At 72.2% G+C, this 25,173-nt stretch carries 22 protein-coding genes; 11 read left to right on the forward strand and 11 right to left on the reverse strand.

Annotated elements, in window-relative coordinates; genetic code table 11:
• Positions 1 to 26: 26 nt before the first annotated feature.
• Positions 27 to 662 (reverse strand): MerR family transcriptional regulator, encoded by a 636-nt coding sequence (locus tag ACFWJW_RS31640; RefSeq protein WP_387247610.1) that lies wholly within the window; start codon positions 660 to 662, stop codon positions 27 to 29.
• Positions 663 to 745: 83 nt separating this feature from the next.
• Positions 746 to 1,192, reverse strand: a complete 447-nt coding sequence (locus ACFWJW_RS31645; RefSeq protein WP_387247611.1) for a nuclear transport factor 2 family protein — start codon at positions 1,190 to 1,192, stop codon at positions 746 to 748.
• A 234-nt stretch (positions 1,193 to 1,426) separates the two neighbouring features.
• Between ACFWJW_RS31645 and ACFWJW_RS31650 the strand changes: the two genes are divergently transcribed.
• Positions 1,427 to 1,924 carry a nuclear transport factor 2 family protein gene (locus tag ACFWJW_RS31650; RefSeq protein WP_387247612.1) on the forward strand — a complete coding sequence of 166 codons (498 nt, stop codon included), beginning with the start codon at positions 1,427 to 1,429 and terminating at the stop codon, positions 1,922 to 1,924.
• Positions 1,925 to 2,982: 1,058 nt separating this feature from the next.
• On the opposite strand, the gene ACFWJW_RS31655 is transcribed toward ACFWJW_RS31650, so the two are convergent.
• Both ACFWJW_RS31655 and ACFWJW_RS31660 read right to left on the reverse strand, forming a co-directional pair.
• Positions 2,983 to 6,018, reverse strand: coding sequence for an FAD-binding and (Fe-S)-binding domain-containing protein (locus ACFWJW_RS31655; protein WP_387247613.1), 3,036 nt, complete (start codon positions 6,016 to 6,018; stop codon positions 2,983 to 2,985).
• Between the two features lie 110 nt (positions 6,019 to 6,128).
• Entirely contained in the window at positions 6,129 to 7,628 is a 1,500-nt protein-coding gene (locus ACFWJW_RS31660) for an FAD-binding oxidoreductase (protein ID WP_387247614.1), read from the reverse strand.
• Between the two features lie 54 nt (positions 7,629 to 7,682).
• Between ACFWJW_RS31660 and ACFWJW_RS31665 the strand changes: the two genes are divergently transcribed.
• Together ACFWJW_RS31665 and serC are read left to right on the forward strand one after the other, a co-directional pair.
• On the forward strand, positions 7,683 to 8,777 hold the full coding sequence (locus tag ACFWJW_RS31665; protein WP_387247615.1) for a helix-turn-helix transcriptional regulator: 1,095 nt from the start codon (positions 7,683 to 7,685) through the stop codon (positions 8,775 to 8,777).
• Between the two features lie 103 nt (positions 8,778 to 8,880).
• Positions 8,881 to 9,999: a phosphoserine transaminase gene (gene serC, locus ACFWJW_RS31670; RefSeq protein WP_387247616.1), complete on the forward strand. Its 1,119-nt coding sequence runs from the start codon at positions 8,881 to 8,883 to the stop codon at positions 9,997 to 9,999.
• Between the two features lie 83 nt (positions 10,000 to 10,082).
• On the opposite strand, the gene ACFWJW_RS31675 is transcribed toward serC, so the two are convergent.
• Together ACFWJW_RS31675 and ACFWJW_RS31680 are read right to left on the reverse strand one after the other, a co-directional pair.
• Complete coding sequence (locus ACFWJW_RS31675; protein ID WP_387247617.1) at positions 10,083 to 10,946, reverse strand: ABC transporter permease; 864 nt, start codon at positions 10,944 to 10,946, stop codon at positions 10,083 to 10,085.
• Positions 10,943 to 11,971: an ATP-binding cassette domain-containing protein gene (locus ACFWJW_RS31680; protein ID WP_387247618.1), complete on the reverse strand. Its 1,029-nt coding sequence runs from the start codon at positions 11,969 to 11,971 to the stop codon at positions 10,943 to 10,945. The genes ACFWJW_RS31675 and ACFWJW_RS31680 overlap by 4 nt, the downstream gene beginning before the upstream one ends.
• Positions 11,972 to 12,066: 95 nt before the next feature.
• Between ACFWJW_RS31680 and ACFWJW_RS31685 the strand changes: the two genes are divergently transcribed.
• Complete coding sequence (locus ACFWJW_RS31685; RefSeq protein WP_387247619.1) at positions 12,067 to 12,837, forward strand: TetR/AcrR family transcriptional regulator; 771 nt, start codon at positions 12,067 to 12,069, stop codon at positions 12,835 to 12,837.
• A 296-nt stretch (positions 12,838 to 13,133) separates the two neighbouring features.
• Here the strand turns inward: ACFWJW_RS31685 and ACFWJW_RS31690 are convergent, their stop codons facing one another.
• Positions 13,134 to 14,129, reverse strand: a complete 996-nt coding sequence (locus tag ACFWJW_RS31690; RefSeq protein WP_387247620.1) for a hypothetical protein — start codon at positions 14,127 to 14,129, stop codon at positions 13,134 to 13,136.
• 132 nt (positions 14,130 to 14,261) lie between these two features.
• Between ACFWJW_RS31690 and ACFWJW_RS31695 the strand changes: the two genes are divergently transcribed.
• Positions 14,262 to 14,975, forward strand: coding sequence for a GDSL-type esterase/lipase family protein (locus ACFWJW_RS31695; protein WP_387247621.1), 714 nt, complete (start codon positions 14,262 to 14,264; stop codon positions 14,973 to 14,975).
• A 119-nt stretch (positions 14,976 to 15,094) separates the two neighbouring features.
• Complete coding sequence (locus tag ACFWJW_RS31700) at positions 15,095 to 16,093, forward strand: aldo/keto reductase (RefSeq protein ID WP_387247622.1); 999 nt, start codon at positions 15,095 to 15,097, stop codon at positions 16,091 to 16,093.
• 211 nt (positions 16,094 to 16,304) lie between these two features.
• On the opposite strand, the gene thpR is transcribed toward ACFWJW_RS31700, so the two are convergent.
• The 3 genes from thpR to ACFWJW_RS31715 form a co-directional block, all read right to left on the reverse strand.
• Positions 16,305 to 16,874: an RNA 2',3'-cyclic phosphodiesterase gene (gene thpR / locus ACFWJW_RS31705; RefSeq protein WP_387247623.1), complete on the reverse strand. Its 570-nt coding sequence runs from the start codon at positions 16,872 to 16,874 to the stop codon at positions 16,305 to 16,307.
• A 95-nt stretch (positions 16,875 to 16,969) separates the two neighbouring features.
• Entirely contained in the window at positions 16,970 to 18,400 is a 1,431-nt protein-coding gene (locus ACFWJW_RS31710) for an MFS transporter (protein WP_387247624.1), read from the reverse strand.
• A gap of 28 nt (positions 18,401 to 18,428) precedes the next feature.
• Positions 18,429 to 18,893: a MarR family winged helix-turn-helix transcriptional regulator gene (locus tag ACFWJW_RS31715; RefSeq protein ID WP_018089673.1), complete on the reverse strand. Its 465-nt coding sequence runs from the start codon at positions 18,891 to 18,893 to the stop codon at positions 18,429 to 18,431.
• A gap of 130 nt (positions 18,894 to 19,023) precedes the next feature.
• Between ACFWJW_RS31715 and ACFWJW_RS31720 the strand changes: the two genes are divergently transcribed.
• Positions 19,024 to 19,215, forward strand: a complete 192-nt coding sequence (locus ACFWJW_RS31720) for a hypothetical protein (protein ID WP_387247625.1) — start codon at positions 19,024 to 19,026, stop codon at positions 19,213 to 19,215.
• On the opposite strand, the gene ACFWJW_RS31725 is transcribed toward ACFWJW_RS31720, so the two are convergent.
• A complete protein-coding gene (locus ACFWJW_RS31725) occupies positions 19,208 to 20,680 on the reverse strand; it encodes an NCS2 family permease (protein ID WP_387247626.1) in 1,473 nt (490 codons plus the stop codon). The two genes, ACFWJW_RS31720 and ACFWJW_RS31725, sit on opposite strands and share 8 nt — an antisense overlap.
• A 294-nt stretch (positions 20,681 to 20,974) precedes the next feature.
• Between ACFWJW_RS31725 and ACFWJW_RS31730 the strand changes: the two genes are divergently transcribed.
• From ACFWJW_RS31730 to lepB, 4 genes are all read left to right on the forward strand, one after another.
• On the forward strand, positions 20,975 to 21,232 hold the full coding sequence (locus tag ACFWJW_RS31730) for a DUF2530 domain-containing protein (RefSeq protein ID WP_387247627.1): 258 nt from the start codon (positions 20,975 to 20,977) through the stop codon (positions 21,230 to 21,232).
• A gap of 125 nt (positions 21,233 to 21,357) precedes the next feature.
• A complete protein-coding gene (locus ACFWJW_RS31735) occupies positions 21,358 to 23,772 on the forward strand; it encodes an HAD-IC family P-type ATPase (protein ID WP_387247628.1) in 2,415 nt (804 codons plus the stop codon).
• A 185-nt stretch (positions 23,773 to 23,957) separates the two neighbouring features.
• On the forward strand, positions 23,958 to 24,128 hold the full coding sequence (locus tag ACFWJW_RS31740; RefSeq protein ID WP_387247629.1) for a hypothetical protein: 171 nt from the start codon (positions 23,958 to 23,960) through the stop codon (positions 24,126 to 24,128).
• Positions 24,129 to 24,295: 167 nt separating this feature from the next.
• A complete protein-coding gene (gene lepB / locus ACFWJW_RS31745) occupies positions 24,296 to 25,168 on the forward strand; it encodes a signal peptidase I (protein WP_387247630.1) in 873 nt (290 codons plus the stop codon).
• The last annotated feature ends 5 nt before the right edge of the window (positions 25,169 to 25,173 follow it).

Here is a 25,173-nt window from a genome sequence, read left to right on the forward strand (position 1 = left end):
GGAGTCGCGGCCGGGGCGCGGGCGTCTCAGAACCGCCGGGCCGACTCCTCCGCGTGGGCCATGCGCCGCAGGCTCAGCAGTACCGGTTCGTACAGCACCGTGAGTGCGACGGCCGCCTCGATCTGTCCGGTCGGGGTCGGCTGCTCCTCGACCAGGTCCAGGTCGGTGACCGCCAGTTGCGCCGCCAGCTGCGCGTACGGCAGCAACTGTTCGGTGTCGCAGGGGTAGCCGAGCCGGACCAGCGCGGCGACCGAGTCGATGAGCCGCCGGTGGGCCGGGTTGCGCAGGTCCGGGCCGCGGCCGGAGGACCAGCCCATCCGCTCCAGCAGCGCCGCCACCGAGCGGCGGGCGGTCGCCACCGCCGGGTCGTCCTCGGCGGGCTCCTCGGCGCAGGGCAGCGCCCGGGTCGCCGCGCCCAGCCGCAGGTGGTGGTCGAGCGACTCGTCCTCCGCGGCGGCGATCACCTCGCGCGCGGCGGCCACCGGAACCCCGCCGATCTGGATCAGCGCCCGCACCAGGCGCAGCCGCCGCAGGTGGTCCTCCCCGTACTCGGCCTGGGTGGCGGTGACCCGGCGCCCGGGCTGGAGCAGTCCTTCGCGCAGGTAGTACTTGATCGTGGCGGTGGACACACCACTGCGCTCGCTCAGCTCCGCCAGCCGCATGCTCGTGACCTCCCATTGGACAGTGAAGCTATCCAAGCATGCCTGGTGTCGCCGTCCAAGAGGGGACGGCGAATCAGCGAGGCTTACTCGGCCCGGCCGGCATCGAAAGCCTGGGCGACGGCAAGGCTGTCTTCGTAGACGTGGTGCCGAGTGACCAGGCCGTCCTCGACCGTGAGGTGCAGGGCGAACCGAGCGCGGTAGGCACGCCCGGTGGAGCGGGCGGTCTGGCGGATCTCGCCCAACACGACCGCGTCATTGCCGTCGATGAGGATGCGCTCGATCTCGGTCGCCGCCTGCCCGGCCACATGGTGCTCGGCCAGCTCGCGGTAGTGGGCGGCGGCATCGGCGCGGGTGGAGCGGTGGCGGATCCAGGGAGTCGCCGAACGACCGTGCTCGGCCTCCGGCCAGTCCAGCTTCCAGTCGCCCCGTTCGGCATACAGCTCCGCGATGCGCTCGGGGTCGCCCTCGCCGATCCGGCGCAGCAACTCCTCCACCACGGCGCGGGTGGTCGCAGACGTGGCTGACGGCAATCTGATCACTCCAATACGGAAGCTGCGCCCTGCTGACGCGGAGAGATCACCATTCTCACCAGCGCCGGATGGTCCGGCGATTACCTCCCAGGTAATGGCAGGACCGCATCAAGCCCCCTGCCTGGGTGTGCCGCACCCGGCCTCGGCCCGTCCTGGAGAAGTGGCCGTCGGCGGCACAGAGTTGCCGCATCCGGCGCCTCCGGCGCATCCGGCCCCCTCAGCAGAGGAGCAGCCATGTCCACCACCCCCGCTCCCGACGACGCCCTCGCCCCACGCCTTCAGCGCCTGGAGGACAAGGAGGCCCTGCGGGCGCTGATGATCCACGGCTGGCGGGCGCTGGACCGTAAGGACTGGCGCACCTGGATCGAGTGCTGGGCCGAGGAGGCGGTGCTGGAGTTCGGTCCGTGGGAGCAAGTCCATGGCCGCGAGGCGGTGCTGGCCAAGGTCATCGAGGCCGAGGCGCCGTACACCAGCATGCAGCACCACATCCTCAACATGGACTTCCAGGTGCGGGGCGACCGGGCGACCGGCGTCGGCTACATGTGGTTCGTGGCCGTCGCCGATCCCGGCCGGGCCGCCTCGCCGTATGCCATGGGCGGTCCCTACGACTGGGACTTCGCCCGGGACGCCGGCGGCTGGCGGCTGACCCGCCAGCGGCTCGGCGTCTGGTGGACCAGCGGTGAGGACGCGCTCGGCTCCTTCACCACCCCCTCAGGGGTGTCCGGCCCCTAAGGGGTGTCCGGGGTGAACCGGCCGAAGGCGACCAGCAGTTGTTCCGGGCCGCGCAGGATGGCGTTCTCCCGGTACGGCGGCGGGTCGGCGACCACCCGGGACAGTTACGCCCCATCCCCGGGGCTACCGCAGCGGACACACTCGATCCGGTCGCGCCCGGTGCGGGCTACAGGCGATCAGGTACAGCGAGAGGAACCGCCCTCCGCTCACCCACCAGCCCCCTGGCCGTCACCACAGCCCCCGTTGGGACTGCCGCCCTGGCTGTCGTCCTCATGAAGTCGCCTCATGCGGCGGGTCCGCGGCAGGAGAGGAGGAGTCCCGCGCCGGGCGGCGGAGGCGGTATACGCAGCAGGCCCCCGGAACCAAGTCCCGGGGGCCTGCTGTGGGAAGACGAACGTGCGGGCTGACGGTTACGCCAGGCCGCAGGCCGTGAGTCCGTAGTCGTTCTTGACGCCGAGCTCCTGTAGCTCCCGCCAACACATGTCGCGGCCCGCCGGGCCTGAGGCGTGTGCCGCGGTCGCACATGCATGCTTCACCCCGGCGCCGACGCTGTAGCCCCTCCCCTTCAGATAAGCAGTGCAGTCTGACTGGGAGGCCGAGGCCGGCGTCGCGAGGGCCACAGGCAGAGCCGCCGCGATCAGGGCCAGAGACGCAGCGGCAGCTGTACGACGCAGCGCTCCGCCCCGGTGGTTCGTACGAGCCTTGTCACGCATGGAACTTCCCCTCTTTTCCTGCATGGAGCTTCCCCCGTTGCATTTTCGTGGCGCAGCTTTTCTCACCGAGTGCGCGCCGGTCATGCGCACACTCGGCAGCGTCGGCTGACGGACACGGGATACGAGAGCACCCACCGGAACGTGCCGCATCGGCGATACGGAGGTCCCGCGTACGGCGGTTCAGGGCTCTCGCGCCTCGCTGTCCTGCCCACGTGCACCAATCGAACAGATGATCACGTTACCATCACGTCTCGCACGCCACCCGGGCTTTTGAGCCCGGCTTCCGGTGCGAGCGCCGGGCCCGGCCCGTCCCCCGTCAGTAGCGGATATTGCCGCACGTAGACATCACGCCCCCTCCCCCAACGCCTCCGCCAGCACCTCCGCCAGATGCCGCCCCCTCCGGTCCCCCAGCTGATCCAGCTGGGTGCGGCAGGAGAAGCCGTCCGCGAGGATCTCGGTGTCGGGGCCGGATTGCCGCACCGCGGGGAGAAGTTGGTCCTCAGCGCAGGCGACCGAGACGTCGTAGTGGCCGCGTTCGAAGCCGAAGTTGCCGGCCAGGCCGCAGCAGCCGCCGGTCAACGAACCGGTGAGGCCGGCGCGTTCGCGGAGGCGGCGGTCGGGGGTGTCGCCGAGGACCGCGTGCTGGTGGCAGTGGGTCTGGCCGGCCACGGGGCGGTCGATGCGTGGGGGCTGCCAGTCGGGGGCCAGTTCTTCCAGTGCTTGCGCGAAGGTGCGTACGGAGGAGGCCAGTCGGGCCGCCCGGGGGTCGTCGGAGAGCAGTTCCGGCAGGTCCGTGCGGAGGGCGGCGGCGCAGCTCGGTTCGAGGACGACCAGGGGGTGGCCGTCCTGGAGGAGGGGGCCGAGGACCTCGACGGTGCGGCGCATGACGCGGCGGGCCCGGTCGAGTTGCCCGGTGGAGACATAGGTGAGGCCGCAGCAGAGGGGTGGGCGGTGGAGGCGGGGAAGGGCGGGCTGCGGGAAGGCGCCGCCGGGCTGGCGTAGTGGGGCGGTTGGGGGGAGGAGGGGGCGTAGGCCGGCCGCTTCCAGGACGCGGACGGCGGCGCGGCCGACCTCCGGGGAGAGGTGGTTGGTGAAGGTGTCGGGCCAGAGGATGACGGTGCGGGCGTCGGACGGGGACCCGGGCCCGGCCGACACACGACCGCCGGACGGCACCCCAGCCCCGGCCGTCACACGGCCACCGGACGAACCCCCGGTCCCGGCCGTCGCACGACCACCGGACGAGCCCCCGGCCCCCGCCCTCGTCCTCCGTCGGCGCCACCACCAGCGGGTGAAGGTCTCGGTGGCCAGCGGCGGGATCGGCCGCTCGGGGGCGATTCCGCCAAGGCGTTTGGCGACGGATGCCAACGGCGTACGGGCGAGGGCGTTGAGTGCGGGGGCCAGGGGGGCGGCGGTGTGCAGCCATTGGGGGAGGCGGCCCATGGAGTAGTGGGCGGCGGGGCGCACTCGGCCCTCGTAGTGGTGGTGCAGGAATTCGGCCTTGTAGGTGGCCATGTCGACGCCGACGGGGCAGTCGCTGCGGCAGCCCTTGCAGGAGAGGCAGAGGTCGAGGGCGTCGCGTACCTCGGGTGACTGCCAGCCGTCCGTGATCACTTCGCCGGCCAGCATCTCGTGCAGCAGGCGGGCCCGGCCGCGGGTGGAGTGCTGTTCCTCGCCGGTGGCGCGGAAGGAGGGGCACATGACGTCGGTGGAGCCCGGTGCCGTAGTGGCGTTGCGGCATTTGGCGACGCCGACGCAGCGCCGTACCGCCGCGGAGAAGTCGCCGTTGTCGTGCGGGTAGCCGAATTCCACCGGGACCGGGCGCTTGGGCAGCACCTCGAAGCGGAGGTTCTCGTCGAGGCGGGCGGGGCGGACGAGCATGCCGGGGTTGAGGCCGTCGGCCGGGTCCCAGAGCGACTTGAACCGCTCGAAGACGCCGACGAGTTCGGGGCCGTACATCTTCGGGAGCAGTTCGGCGCGGGCCTGGCCGTCGCCGTGTTCGCCGGAGAGCGACCCGCCGTGCGAGACGACCAGGTCGCCCAGGTCGTGGGAGAAGTCCCGGAAGCGGCGGATGCCGGGGGCGGTCAGCAGGTCGAAGTCGATCCGGATGTGGATGCAGCCGTCGCCGAAGTGGCCGTAGGGGGTGCCGCGCAGGCCGTGCTGGGTGAGCAGGGCGCGGAAGTCGCGGAGGTACGGGCCGAGTTGAGCGGGCGGGACGGCGCAGTCCTCCCAGCCGGGCCAGGCTTCGGAGCCGTCGGGCATCCGGGTGGCGGTGCCGGAGGCGTCCTCGCGGATCCGCCACAGGGCGCGCTGGCCGGCCGGGTCGGTGACGACGGTGTGGTCGGTGCTGCCGTCGGCGGCGGCCGCCCGGCAGAGCGCCTGGGCGCGGGCCGCCGCCTCACCGGGGCTCGTGCCGCCCATCTCGACGAACAGCCAGGCGCCGCCCTTGGGCAGTCCGGCCGCGCTGCCCACGAGGTCGGCGGCCATCCCCTCGACGGTCATCGGCTGGTGCGGGAGGAGGCTGTGCGCGGCCTCGGCGGCGGCGCTCTCGTCGGGGTAGGCGAGGATGGCGAGGACCCGGGCGGCGGGGGTCTCCACGAGGCGTACGGTCGCCTCGGTCAGCACGCCGAGGGTGCCCTCGCTGCCGGTGAGGGCGCGGGCCAGGTCGGTGCCCTTCTCCGGGAGCAGCGCGTCCAGGGCGTAGCCGGAGATCCGGCGGGGGAGGTCGGGGTAGCCGGTGCGCAGCAGCGCCAACTCACCGTCCACCAGGGCTTTGACGCCGTCCCGGAGGCGCGGGGGCAGTCCGGTGGGGGCGCCGGTGGGGCCGGTGCCGCGGCCGGCCCGTACCCGCTCGCCGCCGTACGTCAGCAGCTCCAGCTCGCGGACGCTGTCGGCGGTGGTGCCCCAGGCCACCGAGTGCGAGCCGCAGGAGTTGTTGCCGATCATGCCGCCGAGGGTGCAGCGGCTGTGGGTGGAGGGGTCGGGGCCGAAGGTCAGCCCGTGGGCGGCGGCCGCCGTCCGCAGGTCGTCCAGGATGACGCCGGGCTGGACGACGGCGGTACGGGCGGCGGGGTCGAGCGAGACGATCCGCCGCATGTGGCGGGTGAAGTCCAGCACCACGCCGACGCCGGTCGCCTGCCCCGCGATGCTGGTCCCGGCGCCGCGCGGCACCACCGGCACCTCGTGCTCCCGGCACACCCGCAGCGCCGCGGCGACATCCTCGGCGTCCAGGGGCGCGACCACCGCTCTGGGCACCCGCCGGTAGTTGGACGCGTCCATCGTCACCAGTGCCCGGTCGGCCGCGGCGAACGAGACCTCCCCCCGTACCGCGGCCGCCAACTCCTTCGCCAGATTCCGCTTCTCCGTCTCCGTACGTTCAGCCATGTCTCCAGCCTGCCCACTGGGACGGGTTCATGGGCGGTCGGCAGGCCGATGTCGGGAGAGTCGTGGCGCGTGCGCGCGGCGGTAGGCGGCGCGCGGCGCGTCCGGGCACGTCAGACGGGCCGGGCGGCCGTGGCCGGCGCGGCGGCGGGGTGGAAGCGGAAGAGGTTCGCCGGGTCGTGGCGGGCCTTGAGCGCGGCCAGCCGCTGGTGCGCGTCGGTGTCGTGGACGCTGCGTGCCACCTCTTCGGCGTCCGGCCGGTCCCCGTGCCGGCCGAAGAGGAAGTTCACGCTCCGGCCGAGCCGCCAGGGCGCGACGGCCGCCAGCGCCTCGGCGTGCCGGGCCCGTACGGCCGCGAGGCGGGCCCCCGCCGCGTCGCCGCCGGGTGCGTCGCCCGGGGTGGCCGGCAGCGGCGACAGCAGCCGCAGCGCGTACCGGGCGTCGCGGTGGCCGACGGTGCCGGCCGCGCCGCCGCCGGTGGCCAGCGCGCCGCCGAGATGGTTCAGCTGGACCACGCACATGTCCGGGGCGGCCGGTCCGGTCAGCGCCGCCACCCGGCGCAGCGCGGCCGCGTCCAGCCCGCTGAGCAGCGCGTTGTCCCCGTCGTAGGCATGCGGATCGGCCGGGTCCCGGTGAATGGTGTGCGACTCGGCGTACGGCATCTCGCGCAGGTCGTCGCTCACCCGTGGCCCCACCGCCCGCAGCGGCGCCACCAGCCGCTCGCCCTCCGCGGCGCTCCCCGTATAGGCGATCCGGATGTGCGCCAGGTAGCGGCCGCGCAGCGGCTCGGGCAGCTGGGGGAGGTCCGGGTAGGCGATCAGGGCGAGCGAGGAGGTCAGCTCGTCCGGAACGGTTTCGGTCCAGCGCAGATACGCGCCCAGCACCGCATCGATCCGCTCGCCGCCGAAGACCAGCTGCCCGCCGTAGAGCCGGGCCACCGGCACCAGCCCGAACTCCATCGCGGTCACCACGCCCAGGCCGTGGCCGCCGCCGAGCAGCGCCCGGAACAGCCCGGGATCGGTGTCCGCGGTGACCTGCCGCAGCCGGCCGTCGGCCGTGACCAGGTCGACGGACCGCACCTGGTCGGCGGCGAAGCCGTACGTCCGGGCCAGCACCCCGACGCCACCCCCGAGGGTGTACGAGATGACGCCGACGCCCGGGGAGGAGCCGTTGAGCGGGGCGAGTCCGTGCGGGGCCGCCGCCTCGACGACCTGGCCCCAGACGGCGCCCGCCTCGACCCGCGCGGTGCCGGCCGCCGCGTCCACCCGCACCCCGGCCATCCGCCGGGTGCTGATCAGCAGCCCGCCGTCGGTGGCCGCGGACAGCCCGTGGCCGGTGGCCTGGACCGCGACCGGCAGCCCCTGCGCGCCGGCGAAGCGCACCGCGGCGACGACGTCCTCGGCGCACCGGGCCGCGACGATCACGGCGGGCCGGTGCCGGCGGGCCAGCTGGAAGCCGGACCGCTCGGCGTCGTAGCCGTCGTCGCCGGGGGTCAGGACCGGGCCCCGGACTCCGGCCGTGAGCGCTGCGAGGGCGGCGGGGTCGAGGGCGGGTGCGAGGGCGGCGGGGTCGGCTGCGGGGGCGGACGGCTGGACGAGGTCGTTGATCTCCATGTCCGGCACCCTGCCGCGATAACTTGACACCGGCCGTCATATATAAATCCGGATGTGAAGTCGTCCCGTCTGCTCTCGATCGTCCTGCTCCTCCAGACGCGCGGCCGGGTGCCGGCCGCGGAGCTCGCCGAGCGGCTGGAGGTCTCGGCCCGGACCGTCTACCGCGATGTCGAGGCGCTGTCGGCGGCCGGTGTGCCGGTCTACGCCGAGCGCGGGCGGCACGGCGGTATCGCGCTGCTGCCCGGCTTCCGTACGGATGTCACGGGGATGACCGCCGACGAGGCGCGCGCCCTGTTCATCCTGGCCGCGCAGGGCGCGCACTCCGCGCTCGGCCTGGACGACGCGCTGCGCTCGGCGCTGCGCAAGGTGATGGCTGCGCTGCCCGCCCCGCACCGGCCGGCCGCTGAGCTGGCCGGCCGCCGCATCCTGGTCGACCCGGACAAGTGGATGCCCCGCCCGTCGTCCGCCGCCGCCCCGGCCGACGGCTCCGCCGGCCGGGGCACCGTGGTGGACCTCGATGTGCTGCACTCCGCCGTCTTCACCGACCTGCGGCTGCGCCTCCGTTACCGCCACAGCGGCGAGACCCGGCCGCGGACCTACACGGTCGACCCGTACGGGCTGGTGGCCAAGGCCGGCACCTGGTACCTCGTCGCGGACCGGCGCGGCAGGCCGCAGCTCTTCCGGGCCGACCGGGTGGCGACCGCGACCCTCACCGAGGTGCCCGTACGGCGCCGCGAGGGTGTGGAGCTGGCCGCGGTCTGGCAGCAGCTGCGGCGCCAGGTGGAGGACCGGCCCGCGGAGGTACGGGTGACCGCCCGGATCCGCCGCGAGCGGCTGGATCTGGCGGTGCGGATCCTGGGCGGGGCGCTGACCGGGCCACCCCGTACGGGCGAGGGCGAGGACGACGGGGCGGGGGACCGCGACGGGGCCGGGGCCGGGGCCGGAGACGGCGACGGGGCCGGGGCCGTCCCCGGAGACGGCGGCTGGGCCACCCTCGACCTGGCGTTCCCGGTGCTGCCCGCGGTCCGTCAGCTGCTCCAGTTCGGCGATTCCCTCGAAGTGCTCGGCCCGCCCGAGGCCCGCCGGGTGATGGCCGAGGCCGCGGCCGCCCTCACCGCCGTCTACGCCGCGGACACCCCGTCCGCGTAGCCCTAAGGGGTGTCCCCACCGGCCGTCCACCGTATGGGCGCTCCGCATCTCACCCGCTGGACGCGCCGCCGGAGCCCGCAGCGCGACGGATTAGGCTTCCCCCGTGGCTGATATCCAGATTCCCGCTGACATCAAGCCCGCCGACGGACGCTTCGGCGCGGGCCCCTCCAAGGTGCGTACGGAGGCGCTCGGCGCCCTCGCCGCCACCGGTAGCTCCCTTCTCGGCACGTCCCACCGCCAGGCCCCGGTCAAGCACCTGGTCGGCAAGGTGCGCGACGGTGTACGTGACCTCTTCCAGCTCCCTGAGGGCTACGAGGTCGTCCTCGGCAACGGCGGCTCCACCGCCTTCTGGGACATCGCGACGCACGGCCTGATCGAGCGCAAGTCCCAGCACCTCAGCTTCGGTGAGTTCTCCTCGAAGTTCGCCAAGGCCGCCAAGCTGGCGCCGTGGCTGGAGGAGCCCACCGTCATCTCCGCCGACCCGGGCGACCACCCGGAGCCGGTCGCCGAGCAGGGCGTGGACGTCTACGGCTTCACCCACAACGAGACCTCGACCGGTGTCGCCGCGCCGATCAAGCGCGTCGCGGGCGCGGACGAGGGCGCGCTGGTCCTGGTCGACGCCACCTCCGGCGCCGGCGGGCTGCCCGTGGACATCGCCGAGACCGATGTCTACTACTTCGCCCCGCAGAAGTCGTTCGCCTCGGACGGCGGCCTGTGGCTGGCCGCCTTCTCCCCCGCCGCCCTGGAGCGCGCCCGCGCCATCCACGCGTCCGGCCGGCACATCCCGGAGTTCTTCTCGCTGCCCACGGCGATCGACAACTCCCTGAAGAACCAGACGTACAACACCCCGGCGCTGTCCACCCTCTTCCTGCTCAATGAGCAGCTGGAGTGGATCAACGGCCAGGGCGGCCTGGACTGGGCGGTCCGCCGCACCGCCACCTCCTCGCGCACCCTCTACGGCTGGGCCGAGGACGCCAAGTACGCCACCCCGTTCGTCACCGACCCTGCCAAGCGCTCGCAGGTCATCGGCACGATCGACTTCGACGAGGGCATCGACGCCGCGGCCGTCGCCAAGGCCCTGCGCGCCAACGGCATCGTCGACACCGAGCCCTACCGCAAGCTCGGCCGCAACCAGCTGCGGATCGCGATGTTCCCGGCGATCGACCCGGCGGACGTCGAGGCCCTGACGGCCTGCATCGACCACGTCATCGGCAAGCTGTAGCCACCTGCCTGCGCGCAGCACGAGCCCCGGCGGACGACCGCCGGGGCTCGTGCGTTGTGCGGGTACGGTCCCGGCTCAGCGGCTCAGCGGCTCAGCCGCTGGAAGCGCCGTACCGCCAGCGGCAGGAAGACCGCGGTGAGGGCGGCCGGCCAGAGCACCGCCATCAGCACCGCATGCTGTTCGACCCAACTGCCGCCCGTGGTGGCCGGGTTGCCGAAGAGTTCCCGGATGGCATTGGCCGTCGAGGAGACCGGGTTCCACATGGCGAGGGCGCCCAGCCAGTCCGGCATCATCGACGGCGGGGTGAAGACGCTGGAGATCATGCCGAACGGCATGGCGACGGCGTAGAGGCCGCCGGCCGTTTCCTGGCCGGGGACCAGCAGGCCGAGATAGACACCGATCCAGATGAGGGCGAAGCGCAGAAACAGCAGCAGCCCGAAGGCGGCGAGGGTGGCGGCCGGGCTGCCGTGGGAGCGCCAGCCGACGATCACCGCGATCACGGCCAGCGCCGCGAGATCGACGCTCGCGCCGATCAGATCGGCGGCCCCGCGCCCGCTGACCACGGCCGACGGTGCCATCGGCAGGGAACGGAAGCGGTCGGTGACCCCGCGTTCCCGGTCGACGACGACGGCCACCGCGGTGTTCATGAAACCGAAGGAGACCGTCATCGCGAAGATGCCGGGCATCGCGAACGTCGGGTAGTCCACCCCGCCGCCGACGTTCATCGCGCTGCCGAAGACGTAGACGAAGAGCACCACGGAGACGACCGGGAAGCCCAGCTGCCAGGCGATGATGACGGGCTGCCGGACGAGATGGGTCAGATCCCGGCGGACGATGGTCAGGCAGTCGGCGACGGCCCAGTGGAGACGGCGCGCGGGGCCGTCGTCCGGGCCGTCCGGGCCGGGGTGGCCGTCGTGCGGGATGTGCAGCACGGTTCCGGCGCTCATGCGGCGGCCTCCTCGCCGGTCGCGGCCGCCGGGCGCCCGGTGAGCCGCAGAAAGACCTCATCGAGCGTCGGGCGGCGCAGCCCGATGTCCTCGACGCCGACGCCCGCGTCCTGGAGGGTGCGCGCGACCTCGGTCAGCGCCGCCACGCCCGCCGTCACCGGGGCCCCGACCCGCCGCTCCGCCTCGTCCGCCGTGGGCCGTACGCCGTCCGCGGCGACCCGCGCCATGGCCCGTACCGCGTGCGGGAGATCGGCCGGGTCGTGCAGCACCACATGCAGGCTCTCCCCGCCGACCTGCCGTTTCAGTTCGGCGGGCGTACCGTCGGCGATCGTCCGGCCGTGCTCGATGACGGAGATCCGGTCGGCCAGCCGGTCCGCCTCGTCGAGGTACTGGGTGGTCAGCAGCACGGTGGTGCCGGCCGCGGCGAGCCGGCGGACGGCCTCCCAGACCTCGTTGCGGCTGCGGGGGTCGAGGCCGGTGGTCGGCTCGTCCAGGAACAGGACCTCGGGGGCGAGGATCAGGCTCGCGGCGAGGTCGAGGCGGCGGCGCATCCCGCCGCTGTAGCCCTTGACGGACTTCCCGGCCGCGTCGCCCAGCCCGAACTGCTCCAGCAGTTCGGTGGCCCGAGCCCGTGACCGGCGGGCGCCGAGGTGGAAGAGCCGGCCGAACATCTCCAGGTTCTGCCGCCCGGTCAGGATCCCGTCCACGGCGGCGTATTGGCCGGCCAGCCCGATCCTGGCGCGTACCCGGTCCGGCGCCCGGGTCACCTCGTGCCCGGCGACCGTCGCCCGGCCGCCGTCCGGTCTCAGCAGGGTGGCCAGGATGCGGACGGCCGTGGTCTTGCCGGCGCCGTTCGGTCCGAGCAGGCCGTGCACGGTGCCGCGGCGGACGGTGAGGTCGAGGCCGTCCAGCGCCCGCTTGTCGCCGTACCGCTTCTCCAGTCCTTCCGCGCGCACCGCCACTTCGGGCGGTATCCGCCCGGCCGGCCCCGTCCCTCGCCGTGTCCCGCTCGTACTGACGGCCATCGCCGCTCCCCTCCGGATCAATAACTGAGTACACCGTACCCGATTGTGCGTACACCGTACTCAGTTTTTGCCCGGCGACATAGGATGACCGCACGATGACGACGACAGAACACAGCGGCGGCGGCGATGTCTCGCGCAGCCTGGAGCTGCTCTGGGGCCTCGGCGACCGGCCCAGCCGCGGACCCAAGCCGGGCCTCACCCTCGACCGCATCGTCAGCACGGCGGTGGCGGTCGCCGATGCCGACGGGCTCGGCGCGCTGTCCATGCGGCGGGTCGCCACCGACCTCGGCGTCGGCACCATGTCCCTCTACCGCTATGTCCCGGGCAAGGCCGAACTCCTCGACCTGATGCTCGACCAGGTCGCGGAGTTCGACGCCGACGCCCATCCCGACCCGGCCGCCGGCTGGCGCCCCGCGATGGAGGCCCTCGCCCACGCCAGCCGGCAGCAGTACCACCGGCACCCCTGGCTGCTCCAGGTCGACCAGGCCCGCCCGCTACTCGGCCCCAACGCCCTGGACTCCCTGGAGTACTCGGTGCGCGCGCTGGCCGGCACCGGCCTGACCGACCGCGAGAAGATGCACGTCCTGGTGTCCTTCGGCGGCTTCCTCACCGGCATCGCCCGCACCGAGCTGCACTCCGCGCTCGCCGAGAAGCGCACCGGCATCAGCAACGCGGACTTCTGGCAGTCACAGGAACCGGTGTTGTCCCGGGCGATGCTGAGCGGCCGCTACCCCGCCCTCGCCGCCCTGGACGAGAACACCTTCGCCGAGGACGACGCCCCGGTCTTCGAACTGGGCCTGGCCGCGCTCCTGGACGGATTCGCGGCGCTCATCGCCGCCCGCAGCGCCCGAACGGACGCGCCATGAGGTGACGAAACGGCACGGATGTGCCTGTATGGGAGCCATGACGAATCCCCCGAGCCCCGGCCTCGCCCCCTTCGAGCGGCAGGGGGCGATTCTGCTGAGTGCCGGCGGGCCGAACGCTCGCTGACCCGGAAGTATCCGCTGCTCCACGGGCTGGTGGTGCCGCTGGTGCACCGGCTGAGGAAGCAGCGGACGCTCCATTACGAGCTGCGGCTGACCGGGGGGAACGGGCCGGCGGGAGTCTGACGGGGTCCGCGGTCTTCTCCCGGGGGGCCGCCCATGCACCCGCCGGACACGGCCTACCTCCGCCGCAGCAGCCTGCGGAGCGCGACGACCAGCCCCGTGGCCAGGGCCAGGACCATGGCCCCCTTGATGAAGCCGGGGTCCAGCTCCGTCTGCGAACTCCCCTTGCCGCCCTTCCCGTTGGCGCCGTCACCGTTCGCCGGGTCGTCCTTCGCCGCGTCCGGCAGCTGCTCATCGCTCAGCCCGACCGGCTCGACCGCGCTGTCGGCCCCCTCGGAGCCGTACATCAGGGTGCGGCCGTCCGCGGTGAAGGTGACCGCCTCGCCCTGCTGCTGCACCGGCACGCCCACACTGCCCAGGTCCTTCGGGCGGCCGTCCTGCCAGCGGTAGATCCGGGCACCGAAGTAGCTGCGCAGCACCAGACGGCTGCCGTCGGGGGAGAACGCGCCGTCGGTGACCCACAGATCGACCGGGGCGACCTTGCGGAAGGTGTTGACGCCGGAGGTGGTCAGCCGCCGCGGGCCCTCGTAGAGCGCGCCACCGCCGCCCTGCTTCTTGCTGGCGATATAGACCCGGCCGGTCTTGGGGTGCACCATCAGCGCCTCGGCGTCCCGCGGCCCGTCGGCGTACTTCACATCGAACTGGGTGGCGGTGACGGTGGCATCGCGCAGCCGCTTCGGTTCGGGGAAGCGGTAGATCCAGACGTGGTTCCAGCTGCCGCCGAGGTTGTCGCCGATGTCGCCGACGTAGAGGTCACCGTCCGGGCCCACCGAGATCGCCTCGACATCGCGCGGCGCGCCGATGCCGCGCAGCGTGATCCGGGCGACCACGCGGCCGGACTTGCCGTCGACGGCGTAGACGTACGGGCCGTCGTCGCTGTCGTTGTGGGTCCAGTAGATCCCGGGGTGCGTACGGCTGGCCGCCAGCCCGCTGGCCTCGGTGATCCGGGGGTCGCTGAGGGTGAAGCCGTCGGGCTCGTCGGCGGCCGCGGGCACGACGGCCGCCGACCACAGGATTCCCGCGGCACCGGCCGCGCACAGAAGCGAACGCATGGGCACAGACTGCCATCCCGGGCCGCGGCGCGGGGCGCGGAGGCCGACTGGTCCCCGGCGCTCCGTGGTGGGCGGCGCGGCGTGTCCAGCGTCACGTACCGGCGGGTAAGGATTCTCGGCCATCATGTCCGGATGAGGATCATGTTCGTCGGTGACTCCATGACGATCGGCGCCACCGGCGATTTCACCTGGCGTTACCGCATGTGGCAGCACCTGAACGCGACCTGCGCCGGGGCGTACCGCATCGTCGGACCGCGCCACACGCTCCATGACCCCGCCGACGGCACCGCCGCCTCCACCGCCTACGCCGACCCCGGCTTCCCCGCCGAGGCCCGCCGCCATCTCGCGGGCTGGGGCGAGGGCTGGCTGCACATGGCCCCGCTGATCGGCGACGCGGTGCACGGGCACCGGGCCGACACCCTGCTGGTCTCGCTCGGCCTGATAGACCTCGGCTTCTACACGAACGCCGAGCAGACCGCGGAGAACGTACGGCAGTTCGTGGCCCGGGCCCGCCAGGCGGCGCCGCACCTCCGGGCGGTGCTGATGCCGGTGATCCCCAACGTCCGGGCCTCGGCGGACCCCGCCTTCGGCACCGAGTGCGTCCGCTTCAACGAACTCCTGGCCAAGGCCGTCGCCGATCTCTCCACCCCCGCCTCCCCGTTGCTGCTGGCCTCCGAACCGGAGGGCTGGGAGACCGGCCGCGCCACCTACGACGGCACCCATCCGTCGGAGCACGGCGAGCACTTGCTGGCGGGCGCGTTCGCCCAGGCGATGCATCAGGCGTGGGGCGTCGGCGGGCCGTACCGCGCCGAGGTGGTGTCCGGGGCGGCCGTACCGACGGGGTGAGGCACGCGGCGCGCAGGCCGGGCGGTGCCGCCTCGGTGCGCAGGGCCGCCGGTGCACCCTGACGCCACGCCCGAACGGCCCTTGCTTTGAGCGCACTTCAAGGCGTTGGCTGGAGCACCATGAAGTACACGCAGCTCGGACGCACCGGACTCAAGGTCAGCCGACTCGTCCTCGGGACGATGAACTTCGGGCCTCAGACGGATGAGGCCGAAAGCCACACCATCATGGACGCGGCGCAGCAAGCCGGCATCAACTTCTTCGACACCGCCAACGTCTATGGCTGGGGTGCCAACAAGGGCCGTACGGAGGAGATCGTCGGCTCGTGGTTCGCCAAGGGCGGCGGCCGGCGCGACAAGACCGTTCTGGCCACCAAGGTCTACGCGAACATGGCGACGGACGACGGCAAGGTCTGGCCCAACCACGACAAGCTCTCCGCGCTCAACATCCGGCGGGCGGTGGACGCCAGCCTGAAGCGGCTGGGCACCGACTACATCGACCTGTACCAGTTCCACCACGTCGACCGGGACACGCCCTGGGACGAGATCTGGCAGGCCATGGACGTGCTCGTCCAGCAGGGCAAGATCCTCTACGTCGGCTCGTCCAACCACGCCGGCTGGCATATCGCCCGCGCCAACGAGACCGCCGCCCGCCGCGGCTCGTACGGCCTGGTCAGCGAGCAGTGCCTCTACAACCTCGCCGAGCGGCGCGCCGAGATGGAGGTCATCCCGGCCGCCGAGGGCTACGGCCTGGGCGTCATCCCGTGGTCCCCGCTGCACGGCGGGCTGCTGGGCGGTGCCCTCCGCAAGGAGCGCGAGGGCGGTGCGGGCCGCTCGGGCGCCGGCCGCTCGGCGGACTCGCTCGCCAACTCCACGATCCGCGCCCAGATCCAGTCGTACGAGGATCTGCTCGACAAGCACGGTCTGGAGCCTGGTGAGGTGGCCCTGGCCTGGCTGCTCACCCGGCCCGGGGTCACCGGCCCGATCGTCGGCCCGCGCACCGCGGACCAGCTCGCCTCCGCGCTGCGGGCCGTCGAGCTGACCCTCCCGGACGAGCTGCTCGCCTCGCTCGACGAGATCTTCCCCGGCCCCGGGCCGAGCCCGGAGTCCTTCGCCTGGTGAACGGCGGGGTGCCCGGCGGCCGGTTCCGGCCGGGCCGCCGGGCGCCCCTGGGGCAGCCGTCAGCGCAGTGCGGCCGCCACGATCACGACGACGAGCAGCACGGCGAGCAGACCGGACATGATCCGGTTACGGGTTTTGGGATCCACCCTCTGAGCGTAACCGGGGCGGACCCGAACCCTTCAGCGGGCCGGGACCGGGCGGCCGCGGACCGTCAGTGGCCCAGCGGCCAGGACCCCACCGTCTCGTACCGGGGCTGGGTGCCCGCCGCACCGGCGACGGGGGGATGGCTGCACACCAGGGCGAGGGCGTCGACCGTCCAGGCGGTGCCGGCGAAGTCCTTGAGGGCGGTCGCGTACGGGCGGAGGTCCAGGCCGGGGACGCGGTTCCGGGCGAGGGTGAGGTGCGGGGTGTACGGGCGGTGCTCGTCGTCCATGGCGAGGCCGGCCCGGCGGCCCGCCGCGGAGGCCGCGTCGGCCAGCCGGCGCATGGCGGGGCGGTCGCCGTCGGCCCCGGCCCACACCACCCGGTCCGAGAAGCGGCCGCCGCCGGCGATCCGCAGCTCGTAGGCGTCGCGGCGGTGGGCCGCCCGCGCCAGCCGCTCGGCCAGGCCGGGGACGGTCTCCTCGGGCACCTCCCCGTAGAAGGCGAGGGTGAAGTGCCAGCTCTCCCGGCCGGTCCAGCGCAGCCGGGCGGCGGCCGGAAGCTTCTTCAACCGCGCCACCTCGGCGGCCAGTTCCTCGATCGCGGGAGCGGGGGGCAGGACGGCGGCGAAGAGTCTCATGCGGCCAGTGTGGCCCAGCACACCGGCCGTCCGGCGGGACCCGGCGTGCCATGGCCCGGCCCCGCGGCGGGGCCGGGCCATGGTGCGTGCATGCACTACGCCGCGGGCGCCATGGCCCGCTCCGCGGACCGGGCGTCGCCCGGGGCCCGGGGCACGAAGGCGAGGTGCTGATGACCGCGGCGCAGGTCGACCTTGAGGCGCAGACCGCCCACCCGGGCGAGGATCAGGCCGATGAGGAGAGCGGCCGCCAGCGAGACGACACCGCCCGCCATGAAGCCGGTCCGCGGGCCGAAGGTGTCGGTGATCCAGCCGACCAGCGGTGCCCCGAGCGGGGTTCCGCCCACGAAGACCATCATGAACAGGCTCATCACCCGGCCGCGCATGGCCGGATCGGTGGCCATCTGGATGCTCGAATTGGCCGTGACATTGATCGTCAGGCCGACCGTGCCGATCAGCACCAGCAGCGCCGCGAAGACCCAGAACGACGGGGCGAGCGCGGCCGCGATCTCCAGGGTGCCGAAGAGCATCGCCGCCCCCACCACCAGCCGCAGCCGGGAGCTCGCGCGACGGGCCGCGAGCAGCGCGCCGATCAGCGAGCCGGCCGCCATCAGCCCGTTGAACAGGGAGTACGTCCCCGCGCCCTGGTGGTAGACGTGGTGCACGAACGCGGTCAGCCAGATCGGGAAGTTGAAGCCGAAGGTCCCGATGAAGCCGACCAGGACGATGGGCCAGATCAGGTCGGGGCGCCCGGACACATACCGCAGGCCCTCCCGGAGCTGGCCCTTGCTGCGCGGGACGCGGTCGACCTTGTGGAGTTCGGCGGTGCGCATCATCAGCAGGCCCGTGAGCGGGGCGATGAACGAGAGACCGTTGAACAGGAAGGCCCAGCCGCTGCCGAAGGCGGTGATCAGGACACCGGCGACGGCGGGCCCGATCAGCCGCGCGGACTGGAAGTTGGCGGAGTTGAGGCTGACGGCGTTGCGCAGCTCGTCCTGGCCGACCATTTCGGAGACGAAAGCCTGCCGGGCGGGGTTGTCGAGGACGGTGACCAGGCCGAGCACGAAGGCGGTCAGGTAGACGTGCCAGACCTGCACCTGCCCGCTCAGCGTGAGCGCGGCGAGGGCCAGGCCGGTGACGCCCATGGCGGACTGGGTCAGGAGCAGCAGCTTGCGCTTGGCGAAGCGGTCCGCGATGACACCGCCGTAGAGCCCGAAGAGCAGCATCGGCAGGAATTGCAGCGCGGTGGTGATGCCGACCGCGGTGGACGAGCCGGTGAGGCTGAGCACCAGCCAGTCCTGGGCGATGCGCTGCATCCAGGTGCCCGTGTTGGACACCATCTGGCCGGTGGCGAAGAGGCGGTAGTTGCGTATACGGAGCGAGCTGAACGTGCCCTTGCGCGGTGTGGCGGCGGGGCCGGCGGCGACAGCCGGGGCGGTGCCCGGAGCGGTCGCGGTCGCGTCGTCGGAAACCGTGTCGTCGTGGGAGTTCGGTGCGGGGGCGGAGTGTGCTCCGGATCCCGTACTCAAAGTGGGTTCGCCTCCTCGGCCTCGGGTTCTACAGCTGTGCGAGCTTCTCCAGCACGGGCGCGGCGGCCCGCACCTTCGCCCACTCGTCCTCGTCCAGCCCGGAGGCCAGCTCGGCGAGCCAGGCGTTGCGCTTACGGCGGCTCTCTTCGAGCATCGCCTCGGCCTGCTCGGTCTGCGTGACGACCTTCTGACGGCGGTCGTCGGGGTGCGGTTCGAGCCGGACCAGTCCCTTGGCCTCCAGCATGGCCACGATGCGGGTCATCGACGGCGGCTGCACATGCTCCTTGCGGGCCAGCTCGCCGGGGGTGGCATGGCCGCACCGGGCGAGCGTGCCGAGCACCGACATCTCGGTGGGGCTCAGCGATTCGTCGACCCGCTGGTGCTTGAGGCGGCGCGACAGGCGCATCACGGCGGACCGCAGGGCGTTCACCGCGGCCGCGTCGTCGGGGGGCACCTCCGGCCCGTCGGGCTGGAGGGAGGACAGTTCCGGCATGGTCTTTAGCATAACTCATTACCCTTTCTAAGGAAAGCCAAGGGAAGTCATCCGCCCCGGGTCACCCATATGAGTGAGGACGCCGCCGAAAGTGACCCGCCTGACCGCGTACGGACGGGACCGTGTCCGGATGGGATCGAAGGTGCTCAGCCTGCGGGTGGACGGGGAGCTGCTGGACCGCATTCGGCAGCACGCCACAAAACGCGGAATGAGCGTCCAGGACTATGTGGTCCGGACGCTCATCCGCGAAGACTTCGACGAGCGGTTCCAGTGCTCCGTCGACGAGACGGAGAAGCTGGGAGTCCGCTGGCCGGCTACTTGACCCCGAGGGCCTGCTCGATCGGGTCGAGCAGGAAGTAGACCAGGAAGCAGAAGCCGACCGCGTTCAGCAGCCAGGGGACTTCCTTGATCCGGCCGGTCGCCGCGCGCAGCAGGATGAAGGCCAGCACGCCGATGCCGATGCCGTTGGTGATGCTGTAGGTGAACGGCATCGAGACGAGCGTCAGGAACGCCGGGATGCCGATGGTGAAGTCGCCCCAGTCGATGTCCCGGACGTTCGAGGCCATGATCAGGAAGCCGACGACCACCAGCGCGGGCGTCGCGGCCTGCGCGGGGACGACGGTCGCCAGCGGCGTGAAGACCAGCGCGAGCAGGAAGAGGCCGCCGGTCATCAGGTTCGCGAGACCGGTGCGGGCACCTTCGCCGACCCCGGCGGTGGACTCCACGAAACAGGTGTTGGCGGAGGCGGAACCGAAGCCGCCGCCCGCGACCGCGATGCCGTCGACCATCAGGATCCGGCCCATGTTCGGCAGGTTGCCGGTCTCGTTGTCCAGCAGCCCGGCCTCCTCGCCGACGCCGATGATGGTGCCCATCGCGTCGAAGAAGCCGGAGAGCAGCACGGTGAAGACGAACAGGCAGCCGGTCAGCACACCGACTTCCTTGAAGCCGCCGAACAGGCTGATCTGACCGATCAGACCGAAGTCCGGGGTGTCGATGATCTTTTCCGGGACGTTGGGGACCGCCAGGCCCCAGGCCGCGTCCGGGATGTCGGCGAGGGCGTTGATGACGATCGCGACGACGGCCATCGAGACCATGCCGATCAGGATCGCGCCCTTGGCCTTCCGCACGATCAGCACGAACATCAGCGCCAGCCCGAGGACGAAGACCAGCACCGGCCAGCCCTTGAGCTGTCCGCCCTGGCCCAGGCCCATCGGGACGACGGTGTGCGCGGCGTCCGGGTTACGGGTCACGAAGCCCGCGTCGACCAGGCCGATCAGCGAGATGAACAGGCCGATGCCGATGGCGATGGCCCGCCGCAGCCCGTTGGGGATCGCGTCCATCACCCGCTGCCGCAGCCCCGAGGCGACCAGGAGCATCAGCACCAGACCCGCGAGCACGACCATGCCCATGGCGTCCGGCCAGCTCATCTTGGGGGCGAGCTGAAGCGCCACCACGGCGTTGATGCCGAGGCCGGCGGCGATGGCGATCGGGACGTTGCCGATGACGCCCATCAGGACCGTGGTCAGTCCGGCCATCAGCGCGGTGGCGGTGACCAGCTGGGCGTTGTCGAGATGGTGGCCGAACTTATCGACTCCGGAACCGAGAATGATCGGGTTCAGCACGATGATGTAGGCCATCGCGAAGAACGTCGCCAGCCCGCCGCGCAGTTCGCGACCGACCGTCGACCCCCGCTCGGAGATCTTGAAGAAGGCGTCGAAGCCGTTCTTGGGAGGCTTCGGTGCCGGGTTCTCGAGGGTGTCGACCGGCGTGGTGGCCGAGGGGGGCATGCGGGGACCTCAGTCGTACGGGCCTGGGCAGGCGTGGGGGCCCGAGGGCCCGGAACACGAACAAAAACAGAACCAACTGGATCGACTTGGAGGAAGAGACGAGCAAAACCAGCCGCATCCAGAAAGGTTCAGTATGAATAAACAATGCATTGATCGCTATCTCCGCGCGTAGACCCTTGCGGCACATGACCCTCGGCCCGCACCCCACCCCTCCGGCACCGCCGCGCACGGCCACCGGCCCCCTGCCCACCGCCGCCCGCGGAGCCGTCACCCGCTCCCCGTAAGCTGAGCACCATGTGGAAGAAGTCCGAACTGCGCGAGGCCCCGGCGCCTCTCGAGGGCCCCGTCGTCGGCACGATCACCGGCGGCACCATCATCTGGTTCGTCCTCTTCCTCGGTCAGCTCCCGTTCTACGGCTGGTTCGCCGACAACGGCCACGCCTGGTGGGTGTGGACCTGTCTGGCCGGCGGCGGCCTGGGCCTGATCGGCATCTGGTACGTCCGCGGACGCGATGCCGCACTCAAGCGCGCTGCGGCGACCGACCGCTCCTGAACCCCACGGCGCCTCCCGGGCGACCGACCGCTCCTGACCACTCCGCACCGCCCCGACGGCCACGCCCCCGACCCCTCCGCCCGGCCAGCGGGTGAAGTGCGCATTCCGCCCGTAACGTCGAGGGCATGACGGAGCGGGCGAGGACCGACGTCGAGCAGTCCGGGCCGGGTGGCGAGCCCGCCCGACGGACCGCGGGGGAACCGGTCAACCCCGGACTGACCGCCGCCGGGGTCGCGGAGCGGGTCGCCCGGGGCGAGGTCAACGACGTCCCCGTACGCTCCTCCCGCTCGGTCGCCGAGATCGTCCGGGCCAATGTCTTCACCCGCTTCAACGCCATCATCGGCGTCCTCTTCGTCATCATCCTGATCGTCGGCCCGATCCAGGACGGGCTGTTCGGCTTTGTGATCGTCGCCAACACCGGTATCGGCATCGTCCAGGAGCTGCGCGCCAAGAAGACCCTGGACAAGCTGGCGGTCATCGGCGAGGCCAGACCGGCCGTCCGGCGCGACGGGTTCACCGAGGAGATCCCCACCTCCGCGGTGGTGCTCGACGACGTCCTCGAACTCGGGCCCGGCGACAAGGTCATCGTCGACGGCGAGGTGCTGGAGAGCGACAGCCTGGAGATCGACGAATCGCTGCTGACCGGCGAGGCCGACCCGGTCGTCAAGAAGCCCGGCGAGCAGGTGATGTCCGGCAGCTTCGTGGTCGCGGGCGGCGGCGCCTTCACCGCGACCAAGGTCGGCCGGCAGGCGTACGCGGCCCAGCTCGCCGAGGAGGCCAGCCGCTTCACCCTGGTCCACTCCGAACTGCGGACCGGCATCAGCCAGATCCTCAAGTACGTGACCTGGATGATGATCCCGACCGCGATCGGCCTGATCCTCAGCCATCTGCTCACCCTCGGGCTGCCGGGCGACGCGGCGATCCGCCGGATGGTCGCCGGGATCGTGCCGATGATCCCGGAGGGCCTGGTGCTGCTCACCTCCGTCGCCTTCGCGATCGGCGTCATCCGGCTCGGCCGTAAGAAGTGCCTGGTCCAGGAGCTGCCCGCGATCGAGGGCCTGGCCCGGGTCGATGTGGTCTGCCTGGACAAGACCGGCACGCTCACCGAGGGCGGCATGGACGTCCAGGAGCTGCGGACGCTCGACGGCGACGAGGACTACCTCCGGCAGGTGCTGGGCGCCCTCGGCGAGTCCGACCCCCGGCCCAACGCCTCCCTCCAGGCGGTCATCGCGGCCTATCCGGCGGACGGCGGCTGGCGCTGCGTCCAGTCACTGCCGTTCTCCTCCGCCCGGAAGTACAGCGGCGCGTCCTTCAACGGCCCGGACGGCGAGAGCAGCACCTGGCTGCTCGGCGCCCCCGACGTCCTGCTGCCGGCGGGAGACCCCCACCTCTCCGAGACCGACGCGCTCAACGCGCAGGGCCTCCGCGTCCTGCTGCTGGCCCGCGCCGCACGGGAACTGGACGACCCCGACCTCACCCGGGACGTACGGCCCGCCGCGCTGGTCGTCCTGGAGCAGCGGCTGCGCCCGGACGCCCCCGACACCCTGCGCTACTTCGAGGACCAGGGCGTCCGGGCCAAGGTGCTCTCCGGCGACAACGCGGTGTCGGTGGGCGCGGTGGCCGGCAAGCTGGGGCTGCCGGGCGCGGACGCCCCGGTGGACGCGCGCGCCCTGCCCGGCGAACGGGACGCGATGGCGGCCGAGATCGAGGCGGGCGCGGTGTTCGGCCGGGTCACCCCGCAGCAGAAGCGGGACATGGTCGCCGCGCTCCAGGCCCGCAGTCACACCGTCGCGATGACGGGCGACGGCGTCAACGACGTCCTCGCCCTCAAGGACGCCGACATCGGCGTCGCGATGGGCTCCGGCTCCGAGGCGACCCGCGCCGTCGCCCAGATCGTCCTGCTCAACAACAGCTTCGCCACACTGCCCTCAGTGGTCGCCGAGGGCCGCCGGGTCATCGGCAACATCACCCGCGTCGCCACCCTCTTCCTCACCAAGACGGTCTACTCCGTCCTCCTCGCGATCCTGGTGGCCTGCTGGCAGATCCCGTACCCGTACCTCCCCCGGCATCTGACCCTGCTCTCCACCCTCACCATCGGCGTCCCCGCGTTCTTCCTCGCCCTGGCCCCCAACAAGGAACGCGCCCGCCCGCACTTCGTCCGCCGGGTGATGCGCTACGCGATCCCGTCCGGCCTCATCGCGGGCGCCGCCGCCTTCGCCACCTACCTGCTCGCCCGCAGCTACTACACCGGCCCCGACGCCCTGCCCGCCGAGACCAGCGCCGCGACCCTGACCCTCTTCCTCACCGCGATCTGGGTCCTGGCGATCATCGCCCGCCCCTACACCTGGTGGCGCATCGCCCTGGTCCTGGCCATGGGCCTGGCCTTCCTCGTCGTCCTGGCCACGCCCTGGCTCCAGACCTTCTTCGCGCTGCGCCTGGTCGGCACGACGATGCCCTGGGTGGCGGTGGCCATCGCCGTAGTGGCGGCCGTCCTGCTGGAGGTCACCTGGCGATGGGTGGGGCGCCGGTTTCCGGCTTGAGACGGTTCGCGACCGGCGGGGCGCGCCTTTCTGACTGCTGCCGCGCGGCTTATCGACCGCCGCGCCGCACAGCTCTCCGACCACCCGTACGGCTCTCCGACCGCGGCCCCATACCGCGTCTCGGCCCGGTCACAGAACCCGCCCCGCCATGGCGGGGCCCAGCCCCTCCCCCTACTCTCCGCCCCATGACCTTCCTCCACGGGGACCTCACCTACGAGGTACTGGCCCGCACCCATCACTCGCACCACTACCACTCCGGCGGCGACGGCGTCCTCGACTGGTGGGAGTGGCTGATCCTGGTCGTCGGCGCGGTCGCGGTGATCTGGTCGCTGGTGAAGAAGTTCAGCTCGGACTGAGCGGACGGTGACGGCCGGAGTGCAGCCGGCCGCGTAGGGCCGGACGCCGTTCCCGGTGGCTTGGCTTGGCTTGGCTTGGCTTGGCTGTCACGGTCCCGGCAAAAGATCGAGATACGCCTGAGACACGGTCTCGGGACGATCGAAACACGTGCCGCTTAACGTGCGGTATGCGTGCGTCTGTCGGCGGGCCCGGGGCGGGCCGACCGGTCCGGGGGGGAGTGCAGACGGACCCGGACCAGGAACGGCCATGGGACGAGGAAGCGAGCGACAGCGTGAAGAAGGCCAAAAGGCAGCGTGGCTTCTGGCAAGAGCTGCCGATCCTCATCGGTGTCGCTCTTCTCCTCGCCCTGCTGATCAAGACCTTCCTGGTGCAGGCGTTCCTGATCCCGTCCGACTCGATGCAGGACACCCTCCAGCGCGGGGACCGGGTCCTGGTCGACAAGCTGACGCCATGGTTCGGCTCCGAGCCGGAGCGCGGCGAGGTCGTGGTCTTCCACGACCCGGGCGGCTGGCTCAACGAGATGCCGCCCGCCGAGCCCAACGCCGTTCAGCAGGTCCTCAGCTTCATCGGCCTGATGCCGTCAGCGGAGGAGAAGGACCTGATCAAGCGGGTGATCGCGGTCGGCGGCGACACGGTCGAGTGCCACGGCACCGGCCCGGTCAAGGTCAACGGCAAGGCGCTGAAGGAGGATTCGTACCTCTTCCCCGGCAACACCCCCTGCGGTGACAAGGCGTTCGGGCCGCTCAAGGTGCCCAAGGGAAGCATCTGGGTCATGGGTGACCACCGCCAGAGATCCCAGGACTCCCGCTACCACATGAACCTCAAGGGCAACGGCACCGTAGAGACCAAGCAGGTCGTGGGACGCGCCTTCACGGTCGCCTGGCCGGTCAACCGCTGGTCGTGGCTGCCGGTGCCGGACACCTTCGACCAGCCCGCACTCAACAAGGCCGTCGCGGCGACTCCGGCCGCGCTGGGCCTCGCGGGCGCGATACCGATCGCCATCTGGCGCCACCGGAGGCGAACCGCGCAAGCAACGTAGGGGCC

Source organism: Streptomyces sp. NPDC127097, assembly GCF_042724075.1.
GTDB lineage: Bacteria > Actinomycetota > Actinomycetes > Streptomycetales > Streptomycetaceae > Streptomyces.